At 46.8% G+C, this 17,370-nt stretch carries 18 protein-coding genes; 3 read left to right on the top strand and 15 right to left on the bottom strand.

Translation table 11 applies throughout. The features are described 5' to 3' along the window. Window positions 1–32: 32 nt before the first annotated feature. The 10 genes from G3M70_13745 to G3M70_13790 form a co-directional block, all read right to left on the bottom strand. Window positions 33–944 (bottom strand): hypothetical protein, encoded by a 912-nt coding sequence (locus G3M70_13745; protein QPJ63819.1) that lies wholly within the window; start codon window positions 942–944, stop codon window positions 33–35. Window positions 945–1,022: 78 nt separating this feature from the next. Continuing rightward, window positions 1,023–2,711, bottom strand: a complete 1,689-nt coding sequence (ilvD, locus tag G3M70_13750) for a dihydroxy-acid dehydratase (protein QPJ62880.1) — start codon at window positions 2,709–2,711, stop codon at window positions 1,023–1,025. Between the two features lie 109 nt (window positions 2,712–2,820). Next, entirely contained in the window at window positions 2,821–4,455 is a 1,635-nt protein-coding gene (locus G3M70_13755) for a DUF4080 domain-containing protein (protein QPJ62881.1), read from the bottom strand. A gap of 36 nt (window positions 4,456–4,491) precedes the next feature. After that, entirely contained in the window at window positions 4,492–5,310 is an 819-nt protein-coding gene (gene mutM / locus G3M70_13760) for a bifunctional DNA-formamidopyrimidine glycosylase/DNA-(apurinic or apyrimidinic site) lyase (GenBank protein QPJ62882.1), read from the bottom strand. Window positions 5,311–5,327: 17 nt separating this feature from the next. Beyond that, entirely contained in the window at window positions 5,328–5,936 is a 609-nt protein-coding gene (gene grpE / locus G3M70_13765) for a nucleotide exchange factor GrpE (GenBank protein ID QPJ62883.1), read from the bottom strand. Between the two features lie 6 nt (window positions 5,937–5,942). Continuing rightward, window positions 5,943–7,013, bottom strand: a complete 1,071-nt coding sequence (gene hrcA, locus G3M70_13770) for a heat-inducible transcription repressor HrcA (GenBank protein QPJ62884.1) — start codon at window positions 7,011–7,013, stop codon at window positions 5,943–5,945. 111 nt (window positions 7,014–7,124) lie between these two features. Beyond that, window positions 7,125–8,009 (bottom strand): acetylglutamate kinase, encoded by an 885-nt coding sequence (gene argB / locus G3M70_13775; GenBank protein ID QPJ62885.1) that lies wholly within the window; start codon window positions 8,007–8,009, stop codon window positions 7,125–7,127. 6 nt (window positions 8,010–8,015) lie between these two features. Next, a complete protein-coding gene (hslU, locus tag G3M70_13780; GenBank protein ID QPJ63820.1) occupies window positions 8,016–9,374 on the bottom strand; it encodes an ATP-dependent protease ATPase subunit HslU in 1,359 nt (452 codons plus the stop codon). A 97-nt stretch (window positions 9,375–9,471) separates the two neighbouring features. Further along, entirely contained in the window at window positions 9,472–9,996 is a 525-nt protein-coding gene (hslV, locus tag G3M70_13785; protein ID QPJ63821.1) for an ATP-dependent protease subunit HslV, read from the bottom strand. A 44-nt stretch (window positions 9,997–10,040) separates the two neighbouring features. After that, window positions 10,041–10,964 carry a tyrosine recombinase XerC gene (locus G3M70_13790; GenBank protein QPJ62886.1) on the bottom strand — a complete coding sequence of 308 codons (924 nt, stop codon included), beginning with the start codon at window positions 10,962–10,964 and terminating at the stop codon, window positions 10,041–10,043. Window positions 10,965–11,152: 188 nt separating this feature from the next. On the opposite strand from G3M70_13790, the gene G3M70_13795 reads away from it, so the two are divergent. Then, on the top strand, window positions 11,153–11,707 hold the full coding sequence (locus tag G3M70_13795) for a hypothetical protein (protein QPJ62887.1): 555 nt from the start codon (window positions 11,153–11,155) through the stop codon (window positions 11,705–11,707). Between the two features lie 229 nt (window positions 11,708–11,936). On the opposite strand, the gene G3M70_13800 is transcribed toward G3M70_13795, so the two are convergent. The 3 genes from G3M70_13800 to G3M70_13810 all read right to left on the bottom strand — a co-directional run bounded on the left by G3M70_13800 (window position 11,937) and on the right by G3M70_13810 (window position 14,632). Beyond that, window positions 11,937–12,104 (bottom strand): hypothetical protein, encoded by a 168-nt coding sequence (locus G3M70_13800; protein QPJ62888.1) that lies wholly within the window; start codon window positions 12,102–12,104, stop codon window positions 11,937–11,939. Between the two features lie 5 nt (window positions 12,105–12,109). Then, on the bottom strand, window positions 12,110–12,640 hold the full coding sequence (locus G3M70_13805) for a PTS sugar transporter subunit IIA (GenBank protein ID QPJ62889.1): 531 nt from the start codon (window positions 12,638–12,640) through the stop codon (window positions 12,110–12,112). A 459-nt stretch (window positions 12,641–13,099) separates the two neighbouring features. Further along, complete coding sequence (locus tag G3M70_13810) at window positions 13,100–14,632, bottom strand: YifB family Mg chelatase-like AAA ATPase (protein ID QPJ62890.1); 1,533 nt, start codon at window positions 14,630–14,632, stop codon at window positions 13,100–13,102. 98 nt (window positions 14,633–14,730) lie between these two features. On the opposite strand from G3M70_13810, the gene G3M70_13815 reads away from it, so the two are divergent. After that, window positions 14,731–15,015 carry a hypothetical protein gene (locus tag G3M70_13815; protein ID QPJ62891.1) on the top strand — a complete coding sequence of 95 codons (285 nt, stop codon included), beginning with the start codon at window positions 14,731–14,733 and terminating at the stop codon, window positions 15,013–15,015. Window positions 15,016–15,191: 176 nt separating this feature from the next. Then, entirely contained in the window at window positions 15,192–15,884 is a 693-nt protein-coding gene (locus G3M70_13820; GenBank protein ID QPJ62892.1) for a porin family protein, read from the top strand. A 146-nt stretch (window positions 15,885–16,030) separates the two neighbouring features. Here the strand turns inward: G3M70_13820 and G3M70_13825 are convergent, their stop codons facing one another. Beyond that, window positions 16,031–16,342, bottom strand: coding sequence for a hypothetical protein (locus tag G3M70_13825; protein QPJ62893.1), 312 nt, complete (start codon window positions 16,340–16,342; stop codon window positions 16,031–16,033). 157 nt (window positions 16,343–16,499) lie between these two features. After that, window positions 16,500–17,336: a tetratricopeptide repeat protein gene (locus G3M70_13830; GenBank protein ID QPJ62894.1), complete on the bottom strand. Its 837-nt coding sequence runs from the start codon at window positions 17,334–17,336 to the stop codon at window positions 16,500–16,502. Window positions 17,337–17,370: the final 34 nt, after the last annotated feature.

The following is a 17,370-nucleotide window of genomic DNA, read 5'->3' on the forward strand; positions in this document are numbered from 1 at the left end:
GAAAAAATATTCTTTTCTGAGAAGGATTGAGGTTATTTCGAAGAGTTCAGGTTTTTCCGAAACCAGCGGAATTTGGCTTCCAGAGCCGGTGCCAGAATTGTCTTTATGGAATCTGGAACATAGTTGATTTTTTCGGCCGGCCAGTCTTCTATGCGGTGGATATTGAGCCCTTCTTCCTTGTATGCGGGGGCCAGCGCTTCCTCGTAGCCGTAAACAAGAGCGTTGGAGTACACTTGCATAAACTGAGCTTTTACAAGTTCGGGATCATGCATTCCATTTATGAAATGATTGAACAACTCGGTAATGGTGGGCTCAGCGTGCTCGACAAAATCGGGAGTTAATATTGGGCGCAAAGTAAAATAGATGATGAGGACATCCTGCAGTAAAAATTTCAGCTCCTGTACTTCTTTCACAGGAGGTCTGGAATCGATATTGAGTAATTCCTTGATGACCTTAATATTTCGAATGGTGTCATAAATAATCGAATCGGCCCACGTCGCTTCATTCCAGACAAAAAAAACACGAACGAAAGAAACCCGTTTCGTTGCATCCCACAGTTGCATGGCGGTGGTGGGCCGTGCGCGATTGGTATAAGGAATGGGTTCTCCCCATTTTGGATCGACCAGTTCAAGTGAGTATTGTTTGAAGTTTTCCTGCAGTCGCTTCCGGTAAATGTCCATGAAGCTGTCGAGGTTTTCTTTTTTATCCAGGATGCTGTTGTTTGGAACAGAGGTGATGCAATACAAACGGACGACATTGGTTTTTGAGACACCCGTGTCATCAGCCACCAGATAGGAGCCCCCCCACATCCCGGCATTCAAGGCAATGTCCTCACCCAATTCCTGTTTGACCTCCGACCGGACCATGGTGGCGGAATGGCGAAACAGCTCATGCAGGTAATATAAATTGATTCTTTTCGGTCCGGCAAAAAGCCCATCCGGCATCCGGGTGTCTTTCAAGGAACTTACCTGCCAAGTGAGAGTGGGATTGCGAAGGTTCAGGAACTTTTTATAAAAAGGTATCTATATCTTCGAGTCAGTTACCGCCCCAAGCGATGCAGATGAGACCAGTTTGGCGTATTTGGCCAGGACTCCTGAATCGTATTTGATAGGAGGCGCGGTCCAACCGGCCTTTCTTTTCTGCAATTCTTCATCAGAGATTTCTACCTGGATCAGGTTGTGTTCTGCATCAATCGTGACCTGGTCACCTTCATTGACGAATGCAATGGTTCCACCGACCTGGGCTTCTGGCGCAACATGACCGACAACCAGCCCAAACGTACCCCCCGAAAAGCGCCCGTCCGTAATGAGTCCGACCTGATCACCCAGGCCCTTGCCCACAATGGCTGCCGTTGGTGCGAGCATTTCACGCATACCGGGGCCGCCTTGTGGCCCTTCATAGCGGATAACAACAACATCACCTGCTTTGATCTTGTCCTGCAGAATAGCGTTCAGGCAGTCTTCTTCAGATTCAAAAACACGGGCCGGTCCAACAATACGTTTGGTTTTGATCCCGGAAATCTTGGCAACGGAACCTTCTTCTGCAAGATTCCCTTTGAGTATGGCGAGATGTCCCTGAACAGATTTAGGCTTGTCTACCGGCAGAATAACTTTCTGATTTGTCGGCGGAGAATCAGGAATATCCTTCAGGTTTTCAGCGACAGTCTTGCCCGTACAGGTTATACAGTCGCCATGCAAAAGTCCTGCGTTCAGGAGTTGCTTCATGACCTGGGGTATTCCGCCCTGCTGATGCAGATCAACTGTTACATATCGACCAGAAGGTTTTAAGTCGCAGAACACCGGAACCTTTCGTCGTACCATTTCAAAATCATCGATAGTGAGCGGGACTCCCATTGAGTGTGCGATGGCTAGAAAGTGCAGGACAGCATTGGTCGATCCGCCAACGGCCATGATAACGGCAAGTGCATTTTCAAGAGACTTGCGCGTGATGATGTCACTGGGCCGGATATTATTTTCGAGCATATTGAGCAATGCATCCGCTGCTTCCCTGGTGTTGGTTTCTTTTTCCTTGTCCTCATTGGCCATGGTAGAGCTGTACGGCAGGCTCATGCCGATTGCTTCGAAGGCGGCGGACATGGTGTTGGCGGTAAACATGCCACCACAGGACCCCATTCCAGGACAGGCGTTTTTTTCTATTGCGGTCAACTCATCATGATCTATTTTGCCCCCGCTGAATTGGCCAACCGCTTCGAAGGATGAAACGACCGTAAGGTCGCGATCTTCAAGGTGCCCAGGTTTGATAGTTCCCCCATAGACAAAAATACTGGGTATATTGAGTCTTGCCATGGCGATCATCGCACCGGGCATATTTTTATCGCAGCCACCAATGGCGATGACACCATCCATACTGGCTCCGCGACAAACGGTTTCGATTGAATCAGCAATGACTTCCCGGCTGACGAGAGAGCATTTCATTCCTTCCGTTCCCATAGAAATGCCGTCACTCACGGTGATAGTCCCGAACATCTGGGGCATTCCCCCTAAACGCGAGATTTCTTCAGAAGCGACATCCGCCAGGCGGCCGAGGCCGGCATTACAGGGCGTGATATTACTTTGACCATTCGCGACTCCCAAAATGGGTTTTTCAAAGTCGTCATCTTTAAACCCCACAGCGCGGAGCATGGCGCGGTTTGGAGAACGTTTATCGCCTCCCGTTACAATACGGCTTTTCCAATTCAATCCTTTTTTCATGGCATCTTTTCTGGTGACAGGTGAAATGTGAGCAAAAATACACTATATAACGTTCAGATCGGAATTTGAACTCGTTTTTTAGGTGCTGAAAGTGAGGAGAAAGATGGGGTCAGATACGGTGAAGGGTGGGGTGGGTAAAATAACCTGAATCGCATTCGGGGTGCACGAGGGCATAGAAAACAGGATCTTCAGAGCTTTTCAACCGAACTCCTGCTTCATCCTGATGGAGGGTATGCATAAAAGTGTGGATGGGAGTTTTTCGATCGCCCTCCCATGAGGTCCGTTTATTTCGGGGAAGATGCCAGACTCCTTCACGCATGAAGGCCGGCAATCGGAATTGTTTCCGATGGTATAGAAAATCAAGTTTTAATAGGTCGCGAGTGAACGCTGATTGATGAAGTTCAAAAGTATCCGACAAAAGCCTGAACTGGCTGTCCAGTGACAAATGCTCATCCATGGAATACCTTTTTTGTCTTTGATCCAGTAATTTAGAAAAAAGATCGACGGGTTTTATGGTCTGAAACAAGTGCTCAATTGTGAACCGGAAGCGCTTGGAGTTATAAAACTGATCAAAAATTTCATCAAAGTTTTTTAGAAAAATAATATCATTTGATGGCATGTCGCGATTTGCGATCACTTCATAAGGTGGAGTTGAAAGATATCGATAATCAAATTCCTTGATCAGGTTTTTAATCGGGGCTCCTGGTAGAAATTTAAGAAAACCCAACTGCAGCTCATGTGGCTTGAGTTGAAGAACCTCCTCAAAGGAGTTCAAGGCATCTTTAAGGCCTTCTCCCGGTAACCCGAATATGAGATCACAATGGATATGGATTCTATCTTCTCGAACGAGACGTTTAATTGCTGAAAATAGTCTGGCGTTGTCCTGCCGTCGATCCATTCTTGAATTGACGTCTTCGTTTAAAGTTTGAACCCCTATTTCAAACTGGAATACTCCTTTTGGAACACTGGACAGGAAATCCAGCATGTCGTCGCTTAAAATATCGCCAACCACCTCGAAGTGAAATTCACGATCCTCATAATGGGATAGCCACTTTATAAGCCTTTTCATTCGTTTGGGATTCAAATTGAAAGTCCGATCGACGAATTTGAATTTACGGACCCCGGCCTCGATCAGCATTGCCAACTGCTCGCGAATCAGGTCTTCGTCAAAATACCGAACTTTTTCATCAAGCGCAGAAAGACAGAATGAGCAAAGGTAAGGGCATCCCCGTGAGGTTTCAATATAGGCGTAACGGTTTCTTAAATCTGGTAAATCCTCTTCCAGGTAGGGTGCTGCCAAGGAAGGTAAATCGGTTCCAAATGTCTTAAAACGTTCCAGGACATTGGCAGGTGGCAGGTTCCCTTCACACGCAAAACCAAGATACTCAACCCACTTGGCCTCGCCTTCACCTGCTATTAGTGTGCAGCCTGCCGGAGGTTCGTCATCAAAAGAGACCTCAGGGCCACCGACAACAATTTTAATTTCCGGTTTTTGTTTTTGCAGCATTTCAATGAGTTCCAGGCTCTTCTGCCTGTTCCATATATAAATGCTGATTCCTAATATGTCCGGGTTTTGCTTTTGAACCTCAGCGGCAATTTTCCAGATGGGCTGGTTTATGGTGAACTCACGAATCCAGGCAGAATGATATCCCGCATTTCGAGCTGCATTGCGCAAACTGCGCAGACTGAGCGATGAATGGATGAACTTTGCGTTCAGTGTGATCAGGCCGATTGAAGGTTGCATGAGCCCATTTTATGGAAGTTTGACGATTTATCGAAACTATTTTTTCTGGCAGGTCTTGCAAAAGAAGGTGGACCGCCCGGTTTGAACGATTCTTGCAATTTCAGAACCACAGCGCTTGCATGGTTCACCTTCTTTTCCATAGACAGCCAGATCTAATACAAAATATCCAGGTTGACCATTGGCATCGAAAAAGTCCCTTAAGGTTGTGCCTCCTGCCGCAATACTTTTTTCCAGGACAGTGCGGAGACTTATGAGGAGAAGGTTCCAATCCTTTTTAGATAACCTATGAGCACCTTTACGCGGGCTGATCCTGGCTTTAAACAAAGCCTCGCAGGCGTAAATATTGCCCACCCCCGACAATCGTTGTGAGTTCATCAGAAAGTTTTTTACAGGACCTTTGCAGGTTTTCGCCCGGTCAAACAGAACGTCTCCTGTTGTGGATAGTTCCAGAGGATCAGGTCCTAAAGAATCGAGAAGTTTATGTCCGGAGCCTCTGGGTATCCAGAGAATTGCACCGAACCGGCGCGGGTCTATAAAGTGAAGGTGAAGGTCTGTTGAGAAGCTGAACACGGCGTGCGTGTGCTTTTCCTGAGGCTGGTTGGTGGGGTACTGTGTCACCCGCCCGCTCATCCCCAGATGCCAGAGCATGGCACCGCTTCCGGTTTCCAGAAGCAGGTATTTAGCTTTTCGGCAAATTGAGTTTAGAGTTCGACCCGGGAGTTCGGCCTGGAGAGTGTCAATTGGGATGGGAAAACGTAAATCCTGTCTAAAAAATACAGGACGTTTAAACTTCTTGTCCAGTATCAGAGGTTCGAGAGCGCGCTTGAGAGTCTCTACTTCAGGAAGTTCGGGCATGGCCGGGTATATCCGGCTTAGCCAGCGGTCTCTTCAGATGAGGCGTTTTCCTCGCTGGAGGAACCTTGAGGCTTTTTGGATGTTACAACTTTTGAGGGCATCAACACCCGGTCATGGATGTAGTACCCTTTGCCAAATTCATCAATGACGACATCTTCTTCATGCTCTTCTGATTCAATCTGACTCAACACCTCGTGGAGGTTTGGATCGAAAGTTTCACCAAGCGCTTCTATGGGTTTGACATGGTGTTTTTCAAGGAAGGTTAAAAACTGTTTGCCGATCATGTCGACACCTTCCTTGAGGCTTTTGACATTAACGTCTGGAGCTTCAAGGGCACGCTTCAAGTTGTCATAAATCGGGACTAGGTCCTTGAACAACTTTTCATTCGCATAGCGCACGGAATCTTCTTTTTCCTTGCTCAACCGCTTTCGGAAATTGTCCGTTTCCGCTCGGAGCCTCATCATTTCCTCTTTCAAGTCACTCAGTTCGTTCTCTTTCTGCTCCAACGGGTCAAGAGGTTCTTCCACAATCTCTATTTCTTCTTCCTCTGATGAAAATGAGTCTTCGGAATGCTCTTTAGATTCATTTGAATCGTCAATATCGTCCAATGGTTGTTCCTTGTTCATAGTTCCTTAAATTCCCTGGTCAGGGTTTCTGGATAAGAAATCGGAAACATTTGCTGCCGATGTGTTCACAATCTCAATCATTTTGGGGTAGTCCATCCGCTTCGGCCCTACAATGGCTACCGTACCGACGGTAGCATTATCCATCTTGTAGTTCTTGGCAATAAGGCTACAGCCCTGCATTTCTTCTAACTGATGCTCCTCTCCAATAATGACACTCGGACCGTCCTGCTGCATACACAAATCCAGTAATTCGATCAAACGTTGTTTCTCCTCGACTGTCTTGAGAAGGGCCTTGATGCGTTTCAAGTCTCCCTGAAATTCGGGTTGGTCCAGTAAATGATTGATCCCTTCGATTAACAACTCGGCATGGTCTTCTGTGGTGAAAACCTGAGCCCATAGATCAAATGCCCGCTTTTTAAGTTTGTCGCACCGCTGCTGTTCTTTTTCCACCCGAAACTGGAGTTCTCGGCGAATGGATACCAGGGGATGTCCACCGTATTCGGTGTTGAGGTAGTTGGCGGTCGAAATCAGCCGATCCTGCGAAATATCTTCCGTGAGGCGGAGCATTTTATTTTGTGCCGGACCAAGACTTGATACGAGGACTGCCAGGACCTGCTTTTCTTCCAGACGAATGAATTCGATTCTTTTTAAGTGGAGATTGCCAATAGCTGGCGCCATCACCAGACTGGTTTGATGCGAGTCTGCTGATAATAAGTGGCACACTGAGCCCAGGACATCCTGAAGATTTTTGTCATAGGATGACTTTACAAGAGACGCAGGCAAAGGAGTTGTTAAAGCCACCCTTTCCTGGTTAAGGAGCAGTTCGTTGACAAAATACCGATATCCCCGATCAGTTGGCACACGCCCTGCGGAGGTGTGCGGTTGAGCCAGGAAATCGAGTTCTTCAAGGTCAGCCATCACGTTTCTTACCGTTGCCGGACTCAGTTTTTCACTGAGTTTGCGGGAGATGCTGCGTGAACTCACAGGCTCCGCGGTTAAGACATATTCGTTGATCGTCTCCAGAAGAATAGAGCGGCTTCTTCGGTCGAGGTTCGGCTGTTTGAATTGCTGCTTCAAGGATACTGTTCCTCTTATAAAGTTTACTTCTAAACCATAACCTAGCAGTACGGGAAGGGCAATGTCAATATCCTGAACTACTGATAAAAAAGGTGCCGAGAGCAAGCAAGGTCAGTCCGGAGTTATCTCAGTACCGATGCCTTCTTTGGTAAGAATTTCAAGGAGGAGAGCATGTTTTACCCGTCCATCAATGATGTGGGTTTTATGAACACCCACTTTCAACGCGTCCAGACAACAGTTTACTTTGGGGAGCATTCCATCCCGGATGACCTTGGATTTGATCATCTGCTGGACTTTTTTTCTGGAAAGAGTGGATTGAAGTTCACCCTTTTTATTTTTAACCCCTTCGACATCCGTCATCAGGACCAGCTTTTCAGCTTTTAATGCCTGGGCGACAGATGATGCAACAAAATCTGCATTAATGTTGAGTGTTTCGCCTTCGTTTCCCCTTCCAATGGGAGCGATCACAGGAATAAATTCTGCCTCGTCCAGTGTTTCAAGAACGCGAACGTTTACTTTCTGGATTTCTCCAACGAGGCCCAGGTCGATGATTTCCGGGCGGTCCGTTTCGGGGGATTCCCTGATCCGCCTGAACCTCTTGGCCTGAATCAGATCCCCATCCTTTCCAGTGATGCCTACAGCGTTCCCGCCATGCCGGTTTATAAGGGAAACAATATCCTGGTTTACCTTTCCACCCAGAACCATTTCGACAACATCGATCATTTCCTTGCTGGTGACTCTTTGACCGTCAATGAATTCTGACTTGATTCCGAATAACTCCAGGGTTTTTCCAATTTGTGGGCCGCCACCATGAACGATAACCGGATTGATACCGATGTATTTCATCAAAACCACGTCTTCAGCAAAACTGTCTTTAAGTGTTTCGTTGACCATGGCGTTGCCGCCGTATTTGATCACGATGGTTTTGTTATAAAAAGTTTTGATGAAGGGGAGCGCTTCAATGAGTGTCTCCGCCTTGCTGATGAGTTTTTTCATAATTATTTATAGGATGTAACGGCTGAGATCTTCGTTTTCGATAATGTCGTTAAGCCGCTCGTTTACATAAGCCGGATCAATGACAATATTTTTGTTTTCCAAGTCCGGTGCTTCAAAGGAAATTTCCTCCAGCATTTTTTCCAATACCGTTTGCAGACGACGTGCGCCGATGTTTTCCGTACGCTCATTTACTTTTGCAGACATTCTGGCAATTTCACGGATCGCTTCTTCCCGAAACTCGATTTCAACGCCTTCGGTTTTTAGAAGCTCCACGTATTGCTTGACCAGTGCATTGTCGGGTTCCGTTAAAATACGGAAAAAATCATTTTCATCGAGGGATTCCAGTTCCACCCGGATGGGAAAGCGGCCTTGAAATTCCGGAATCAGATCGGAGGGTTTTGCTGAATGAAAGGCCCCGGCGGCGATGAACAGAATATGGTCCGTTTTTACAATACCGTGTTTGGTGTTTACGGACGATCCTTCAACGATTGGCAGCAAGTCTCTCTGAACACCTTCGCGGGAAACATCGGGGCCTTGCATGCCGTCTCGACCTGTGATCTTGTCGATTTCATCAATAAAAATAATCCCGTTTTGCTGGGCACGTTCGAGAGCTTCCTGGCTGACCTTTTCCTGATCGACCAGTTTTTCCGCTTCCTGCCTGCAAAGTACACGGAAAGCGTCCGGCACTTTCATTTTCTTTTTGCTGGTTTTTTTTGGCATGAAGTTGTTCAGCATGTCTTTCAGGTTGTTATCCATGTCGTCCATGCCCTGTGGGGTCATGATGTCAATGGAAGGTCCTGACCGCTCTGAAACTTCAATTTCCACATCACGGTTGTCAAACTTGCCTTCGCGAATGTACCCGCGAAATTTTTCCCGCGTTTCCAGGTATTGTTTTTTGCCAAGACTGTCGGCTCCGAAATCCTTGTTTTCCCCTGTTACATGGCTTGGATGAGGAGGAAGCAGTATGTCGAGGAGGCGCTCTTCAGCATAGCCACGCGCAAGATCCCGCATCTCTGCTTCCATTTCTTCCTTGACCATGGTCCGTGTCAGTTCAATAAGGTCGCGTATCATCGATTCAACATCGCGACCGACGTAACCCACTTCCGTGTATTTGGATGCTTCCACTTTTATGAACGGGGATTTCGCCAGCTTTGCCAGTCGGCGTGCGATTTCAGTTTTACCCACACCGGTGGGGCCGATCATCAGGATATTTTTGGGGGCAACTTCATCCTTTAGGCTGTCAGGAAGTTTTTGCCGACGCCACCGGTTTCGCAGAGCGATGGCGACAGCTTTCTTAGCTTTTTCCTGTCCTACAATATAACTGTCGAGTTGTTGGACAATGGCCCGTGGGGTCATAGATGCCATGAAATCGACAGGTTGTTTTTTATCTTCAGACACTGTTTCAGTTTCCATTGATGTATTGGGTTCCATTTTAAAACGTAAATGTATTAAAAATATTTTGCTAAAGCTCTTCAATCGTGAAGTGATCGTTGGTGTAAATACAAATTGATTGCGCAACCTTTAACCCTTCTTCAACAATCTGACGGGCTTCCAGTGGTGAATGCGCTGCCAACGCAATGGCTGCGGCCTGGGCGAAGGCTCCGCCGGAACCGATGCCGACAATTCCGTCATCTGGTTCGACCACATCCCCGTTTCCGGAGATAAGAAAAGTATTGCCGCTGTCGGCAACAAGTAACATGGCTTCGAGTTTGCGTAGTAATTTGTCGGTCCGCCAATCCTTGGCCAGCTCAACAGCCGAGCGAGGCAGGTTCCCATTATATTTTTCCAACTTCTCCTCGAACCTGGAAAATAAAGAAAAAGCATCTGCCGTTCCTCCGGCAAATCCGGTCAGAACCTTATCTTCGTACATCCTGCGGACTTTCTGTGCAGAATGTTTGACTACAGTATTGCCCAGGGTGACTTGTCCGTCTCCCCCCAGAGCGACCTTCCCTTTGTGACGGACGGAAAGGATTGTTGTGCCGTGCATGCCGTTTTCAGCCATTGTGTGATTTGTCCATTCTATTAAAGGAGTCAGGATTTCTTTGCGCGTGGATGTGCCTTGTCATAAGTTTCCATCAGTTTGTCGACAGTCAGGTGCGTGTATTTCTGTGTAGTCGAAAGACTTGAATGTCCCAGCATTTCCTGAATCGTTCTCAGGTCGGCTCCTGCTTCCAGCATATGAGTCGCAAAGCTGTGCCGAATCGAGTGAGGCGATATGGTTCCAAAAAGAGGCGTTCCTTTCAAGTGTTTTTCCAATATTTTTCTGACTCCCCGAGTTGTGAGCCCGGCACCCCTGAAATTCACAAAAACCTGATCTGTTGTCTCGGCCAGTTTTTTTTGTTCCAGAAACTTCCTGCGTAGGGGCAAATAGCGGTCTAAAGTACCCAGAATCTTTTTCCCAAGGGGCAGCAAGCGTTCTTTTTTCCCCTTTCCCAACACCTTGACCAGTCTTTGATCCAATCGAATGTGGTCCAGGTTGATAGAAACCAGTTCGCTGATTCTCATGCCGGTGGTGTAAAACATTTCCAGTATAGCGCGGTCCCGCACCATGAGAAACGACTCACCCTTCGGTTTTTCCAGCAACCGGAACATTTCGTCTACTGAGAGAAAGGAGGGAAGGCCCTCCTCCATCGCTGGGGAGGGGATGGACTGAACTACATTGGATGACAAATAACCTTCCCGGCATAAAAATTTAAAAAAGGAACTCAGGGAAGCTCTTTTGCGGTTCATAGTCCTTCCTGAACAGCCTTTTTCATACAAATGACTCATGAAGGCACGTACAGCCAGGCGATCAACCCTCTTCAAATCGACCTGTCCCTCCCGGGTGGCGTGACCCGTGGACTCCAGAAATGCCCTGAATTGAGACAGGTCCGTCAGGTAATTTGAGAGCGTGTGCTCAGAAGCATTTTTTTCTGCTTCCAGATATAATTGGAACTGGTCGATTTGTTGTTGCACCCGGGTGGCTCCTTCCATCATCCCGAATTTAGCTAAATTACTGTATTATAAAAGGTTATATTAGCAAATATGGGGCTGGAACCAAAGGTCGTTTTTGATGTTTTTCCACGCAAGGTAACAGTTTTTAGAATCCGGGACGGTCTTTAGCATCTAATAGACAGGCATTCACATTTTTCGAGGTTGAGTTAATGGAACATTTATCACCGGATGACGAGCAGCAGGCCCGAGAATTGCTCAAGAATCTTTCTGACATCAAGACAAAAGCCGAGGTGCTTTGTGAGCACGTAGAAAACCGTAAGGGTGCATTGGAGGAAGAAATTGAGGAGCACCTTCATGAAGCCATCGCAAATGCACAGGACAGTCTGGAAAAGGTTTATGAAAACATCGAACCCAAGCTTGAGAAAACTGTTCGAGAAAAGCTGGATGAGATCCGGACACAAATGGATGTATGGAAACAGGACGCTAAAAGGATCGTGGCCCAGGAGATTGATGCCAAGTCGGATGAAATGGGGCAGATATTATTGAACGGACTGGATGCGCGAATTCAAGAGCGTACCGATGGGTTTACGCAACAAATGAAACAATATGTTGAGGATCAGGTTGGAGAACAAATCGAGAAACATTTAAAGGCGGTAAAAGAAAAGAACGACTTGGAAATGGAGAAAGTGAGGGGACTCGCCATAGCCGGTATCTCAATTGGCGTACTGGGAGTGATTGCGGCAGTGGTCGCGATGTTTTTTTAAGGATGGTTTTTTGATATCTATATTAAAGTTTTTTCTGGAAAATAAACTCCATGGCCAATTGACCGAGGATATAGGTTTCGCTTCCTTCCATCGCCCTGTTTTCAATTTCTGTGTTCACATTGATCCGATCCGTAAGGGCCAGATCAATTGATAAGACAATAGAATTACCTGCCTTCTTCCGAAATGAATGGGGGCGAGAAGTTTTGTTTTGGAAAAGGGGAGGGGATACTCAGGTGATCAACCAGAAAAGAAAAATAAGCAGGATGAAGGTCAGGACGACCTGAAGAGCAAAATTAAATGTGGGACCTGTGAACAGGATACCAAAGGTGCACAGGGTGAGAACACCAAATGCGATCTTGAGGCGGGTGCCTTGGCTTAATTTGTTTTTTACTGACATTCAGGCTACCGTGCCTGCCATTTGTTTTGCAGCAACTTCCTGATTTCTTCGGCCAGGTAGATATCTTCGACTTCAGCCATCAGGTCTTTGGTGGTGAACTGATCTGAATCTGTACCCCCAAGAGTTTCAAAGCTCATAGTCAGATCGTCCTGCGGGGAGTCAAGGCGCGGATAGTTTTCAAGAAATTCCAACACATCCTGTTCCTCGAAAGCATCCCGGATTTCTTCCATAAAATCCCCGGTCAACCGCTCAAGGTGTTTGATGGCTTCGAGTTGTTCCCTGTAATTGTTCTCAAGGGTCATCATGTAGCCCAACCGGAAATCCTGGTCTTTCTTGGCGAGGGGTTCAACCATAGACCGATCCTTTTCGCTGTAAAGGAATTGAACCTGACGGCGTGCTTTCTTGAGCTCGCGTAGCAGAGGAGCAAACTTTTCACCCAGAAGATAGGATAAAGCTTCTTCTATCCCGTACTCGTCGGCGATCTCCTGGGATTCCTTGCACCAGGCTCTGATTTCATGATATTCCGGTGTGCTCACGTGTCCCCCTACAATTTGAAAATCCTTGAAAGTGTTTCTACCTACATTCTCCTGAACCCAAACGAAAAAAGCAATCGAATAATGCGGTTAAACCTATTGAGAAAAGAGGAATTCCAAAAATTTTTATCTCTTCTGTGGAATCTTTATCGCATTCGACCAAAAAAACCTTGAAAACTGGGTGGATAAATAAATATTAGTTTGAAACTGAATGTTTATTTATTCCACCGCTCATCAAATTAAAACTCTTCAAGTATTTTTTTAAAAGAAGGATCGTTATAACCAAGACTCTCCGGCTTTCTAAATCATTCCATTCTCAAAGAACTCGGTAGCTCTCTTCCGCGCCAGGGGCAAGTCTGGCTGGATTGCTTCGTCGTTAGAGTTTATCTTGAGCTTGGCGAAGGGCTCCTCGTAATGACGCACACTTTATTACAAAATAATCCACTTATGCAAAACTCTTTTTCAAAGAAGCGTCTCTCGGTCCAGTGAACGGTATTGGATTGCTTCGGCAACGTGCATGGATTGAATGTCTTTTTCACCAGCCAGGTCGGCGATGGTGCGAGCGACTTTTAAAATACGATCGTGCGCACGGGCGCTCAGGCCCAGGCGATCGATAGCGGTCTCCATCAGTTTTTTGGATGCGGCATCCAACGCGCACATAGTCTGGAGCTGTTTTGTTGACATATTGGCGTTGCAGAATATTTTTGAATTTCTGAACCGTTCCTCCTGTACCTGTCGCGCAGTTTCAACACGGGACCGCACGATCTCTGAAGGTTCTCCTGCTTCCTTTGTCGATAGCTCTTTGTAGTTCAGCGTCGGTACTTCGACATGCAAATCGATACGGTCAAGTAGCGGGCCGGAAATTTTCGACAGATATTTTTTTATCTCCATTAAAGAGCAATGGCATTCCCGTTTGGGATCGGACCGGTATCCGCACGGGCAGGGATTCATCGCCGCCACCAGCATGAAGCGTGTTGGGTAGGTGGTCGAGCCGGTCGCCCGCGAGATACAAACCTCCCCGTCTTCCAGCGGTTGTCTCAGCACTTCCAATACATTGCGTTTGAATTCCGGCAGTTCATCAAGAAATAAAACACCGTTGTGCGCCATGGACACTTCACCCGGAAGCGGTATCCGTCCACCACCGATCAACCCGGCATCGGAGATCGTGTGATGCGGGGAACGAAACGCACGTTGTGTCAGCAGGCCCACGCCGTTTTTCTGCAAACCAAGAATGCTGTAGATTTTGGTGGACTCAATCGCTTCCCCCAGGTTGAGCCGCGGCAGAATGCTGGGCAGGCGTTTGGCCAGCATGGACTTGCCACTACCAGGCGGCCCGATGAGTAAAATGTTGTGGCCACCTGCAGCGGCTACTTCCAGTGATCGTTTGACGTGTTGCTGGCCTTTTACATCCGTGAAGTCACAGTCGTGTGACACATTACGGATGAATTCGTCCGGAGAATGCGGGGGGAAGGGAGGGAAATCTGCCTCTTCATTGATGAAGGCAACTGCTTGAGGAAGAGTGTCCATGGCGTAAATGGGGAGATCCTCAACCCAGGCACCTTCGGGTGCATTTTCGCGGGGGAGGATGAGTCCCTCAAGCTTTTCCTTCCGGGCGCAGGTGGCCAGGCAAAGCGTTCCCTTGATCGGCTTAATCCTTCCATCCAGCGACAGTTCACCGAAAATCATGAACTTGTCCAGGCGTTCCTTGTTGAGCAGCCCTGCGGCCCCCAGGATGCCGAGGGCAATCGGAAGGTCGTAAGAGGACCCTTCCTTGCGGATATCCGCCGGGGCCAGGTTGACGGTGATCTTTTTCAGCGGGAGATCGAGGTTGGTATTTTTAAATGCAGCCTGTATCCGGTTGCCGCTTTCCTTGACGGCAGCGTCCGGGAGACCGACAATAGTCATACCGGGAATCCCCGGAGCCAGGTGGACTTCCACCTCGACCGGGTAACCTTCAATGCCGGAAACGGCTCCACTTTGAATTCGGGCAATCATATTTGGGTCCGAGATGACAAAAAGGGGATTATATCACCTGGATTCGGTATGCCAAAGGAAAGGTGAAGGTCTGTTATTTCTAAATTTCGGGGGGCAAAATGAATAAAACAAATGATTTTGTTGGCCTCAATGAATTTGATGATTACGCGAAAAAATTTGGGTGGCTTTACGATAACAGTTGGCCTTTTAAAAACCAAAACTGGGAGTCCTATTTTGGTCCGGGTGAATTCAGTGGGTACCAGATGCTTCGTCAAACCTCCGGAAAAATGGTGTTAATAAAAATAGCAAAACCTGAGCCTATTGCGGTTTGGTCGGGCCAGGTTTTGACTTATTCTGATTTTGACAAAATGATCAGAGAGATAAAATATTTTGCAGAATCTTGAGCATTAAAAGGCCATCAGGCCCGCATTAAAACCGGTAAGACTATTGAATAAATTTCATTTTTTGCCGTTAAGTTACCGATAAACCTTTTTCCTCTCAATATTTAATGAAGGTTTGCACTCAAATTTTATTACTTGGTTTAATGCTCTTCCCTCCTCAGTACGCATTGGGGAAGTCCATGCATTCCGGTGAGAATAAAAAATATTTTAAACTGAGTGGTCTTGGTTATTCCAAGATGGATTCGGATATCGGGCTGGAGCCTCTACCCAACGCCGCGACAGTGATTGCCCTCCCCAACCGGGATCTTTCTTTTGAAACCGGAACAGGATTCACTGCCGCTTTTGGATTTCAGACCGACAAACACCTCAATACCGAAATTGAGTTCACGGGTCGTTGGGAAAGCCTCGATCAGTTGCACACACCGGCGGGTGATTTTTCGGCTGTTGGGGATCTGAGTGCGTTCTCCTTTATGCTGAATATCCCCTGGATGTTTCATAACAGGACACGCTGGACTCCGTATGTCGGTGGGGGACTCGGGATGAACTGGCAGCGCGGAGAGTTTGGTCCCTTGGCGGATGGCAGTTTGCCGGCTTCCGAGGGAGAGGAGTTGACGGTTGCGTATCAGGTAATCGCCGGGGTGGGTTATGCCATTAACCGAAGCTGGGAACTGGTGCTGGGTTATCGCTTTTTCGGGACCATCGACGCCCAACTCGGATTGCTGCAATTGCAGAACAAGAGCCACAATATCGAATTTGGGGTGCGCTGGTACCTGCCGGAGAAAAGAAAAAAATCTCCCAAGGTAAAGAAGAAACGCAGGCGAAAATCAGTCAGGTCATCCAAGGTAAACAGGGTGAGAAAAGAGAGGCGTTAGTTAATTGAGAGCTAAAAGCCTCCATTGGAAACATGAAAACCACAGTAAGTCATTCTGAGCGAAGCGAAGAATCTCGCCTTGGACCTTAGTTTTTTGGGTTATGCAAACCCCTCTTCTCTAAGGGACGAAGCAGACGGTTTCCAGTTCTAATAATAACCGGGCAACCCCATCCCAAATCTCCCTAAATACTCTCCGGTATAAGCATCTATGAAAATGCATACACCTCCATCGAGGACTAATCGATTTTTGGGAGAATAAGAAATTGCCCAATAAGTCCTGTTAGATAGATGATTTAAAAAATCAAAGAACTCACTCAATGCTTTTTTCTCATTTTCAGTAGTTTTTTCATTGTTTAGTAGATTTATTTCTTGTTTCGAGGGAAGGCAATCACACCATGGGTCAGAAGCAATTTGAGTTTTGATGGTTTTGTCCTTGTGATTCCAGTTTTCTTTTTCCAAAAATTTGTTTGATAAATTGATTGCTCTTTTTTCAGAAATTATTGTTTGAAGGGATTCAGTATGGACGATGTCAGGAAGGAAAATTAAAAGGAATAAGAAAAGTGCAAACTCTAAATTTGGAAATTTTTATTTGATTGTAAATTTCACTGGTCAGTTGTCAAAAATTAAATAGATCTTTTTTCTTCTCATCGGCAGTTGTTTCGTCTTCACTTGCATCGGTTTTGTCTGCGGGAGTCTCGATGTCTCCGATCACTTCTTCTTTGTCAGGTTTTCTCAGGCTTCTTTCAAACTTGCGTTCCTGTTTGCGTGCTTTCCGCTCGTCCTTTTTGATTGCTCTTAAGTTCGTTTTTGCCAGTTTGATCCTGGGGTCCAGCTTCAGGACTTTCTTATATTCTTTTTTTGCGGCCGGAAAATTCTTGAAGACATAAAAATAGAGATGCCCCAGGCTGATATGAGCTTTCAGGTCTTCCGGCTCTAACCCAATGGCCGTTTTAAAATTTTCAGTCGCCGCTTGATACTCTTTCTGAATCAGATTAACCGTGCCCAGGTTGGTATGGGCTCCGTGAAGTGTGGGGTCCAGCCGGATGGCTTCGTTGTATTCTGCTTTTGCTGCATCGAGTTTTTTTTGTTCGTTGTAAAGTAACCCAAGATTGAAATGACCGAGAGCGTGATCCGGGTCGAGTTCAAGTGTTTTTACAAACTGATTTTCAGCCAGCTCTTTCTGTCCCTGCTCAAATAAAAAGACACCCAGATAAAAGTGGGCTTGTGTTTCGTTCTGGTTTAGAAGTCTCCAGGTGGCTGCAGCAGTTCCTGTAGAAACGGAACTATGTACAAAGGAAAGATGTTCCAGGTACTTGTGCTCATCAAAGTCGATGAGGGCTTGGGTGATTTCCCATTTTGGATCGGACTCGGCCAGGGCAGGGTGAGGTGTGAGAACGGGAGAGAGCAGAGCCGCGGACAAAACAATGCCTATTGTTACCTGTTTTCGATTCATTTCCCCTCCCAAGGAAAAAATGAAACTCCCTTGA

Source organism: Candidatus Nitronauta litoralis, assembly GCA_015698285.1.
GTDB classification, from domain to species: domain Bacteria; phylum Nitrospinota; class Nitrospinia; order Nitrospinales; family Nitrospinaceae; genus Nitronauta; species Nitronauta litoralis.

Excerpts from the sequence above, each read along its gene's own strand:
- G3M70_13795 (QPJ62887.1), top strand. The coding sequence starts at position 11,153 with ATGGAACATTTATCACCGGATGACGAGCAGCAGGCCCGAGAATTGCTC.
- G3M70_13815 (QPJ62891.1), top strand. The coding sequence starts at position 14,731 with ATGAATAAAACAAATGATTTTGTTGGCCTCAATGAATTTGATGATTAC.
- G3M70_13800 (QPJ62888.1), bottom strand. The coding sequence starts at position 12,104 with ATGTCAGTAAAAAACAAATTAAGCCAAGGCACCCGCCTCAAGATCGCA.
- grpE (QPJ62883.1), bottom strand. The coding sequence starts at position 5,936 with ATGAACAAGGAACAACCATTGGACGATATTGACGATTCAAATGAATCT.
- G3M70_13830 (QPJ62894.1), bottom strand. The coding sequence starts at position 17,336 with ATGAATCGAAAACAGGTAACAATAGGCATTGTTTTGTCCGCGGCTCTG.
- hslU (QPJ63820.1), bottom strand. The coding sequence starts at position 9,374 with ATGGCATCTATGACCCCACGGGCCATTGTCCAACAACTCGACAGTTAT.
- G3M70_13745 (QPJ63819.1), bottom strand. The coding sequence starts at position 944 with ATGCCGGATGGGCTTTTTGCCGGACCGAAAAGAATCAATTTATATTAC.
- mutM (QPJ62882.1), bottom strand. The coding sequence starts at position 5,310 with ATGCCCGAACTTCCTGAAGTAGAGACTCTCAAGCGCGCTCTCGAACCT.
- hslV (QPJ63821.1), bottom strand. The coding sequence starts at position 9,996 with ATGCACGGCACAACAATCCTTTCCGTCCGTCACAAAGGGAAGGTCGCT.
- G3M70_13820 (QPJ62892.1), top strand. The coding sequence starts at position 15,192 with ATGCATTCCGGTGAGAATAAAAAATATTTTAAACTGAGTGGTCTTGGT.
- ilvD (QPJ62880.1), bottom strand. The coding sequence starts at position 2,711 with ATGAAAAAAGGATTGAATTGGAAAAGCCGTATTGTAACGGGAGGCGAT.
- argB (QPJ62885.1), bottom strand. The coding sequence starts at position 8,009 with ATGAAAAAACTCATCAGCAAGGCGGAGACACTCATTGAAGCGCTCCCC.
- G3M70_13810 (QPJ62890.1), bottom strand. The coding sequence starts at position 14,632 with ATGATTGCCCGAATTCAAAGTGGAGCCGTTTCCGGCATTGAAGGTTAC.
- G3M70_13755 (QPJ62881.1), bottom strand. The coding sequence starts at position 4,455 with ATGCAACCTTCAATCGGCCTGATCACACTGAACGCAAAGTTCATCCAT.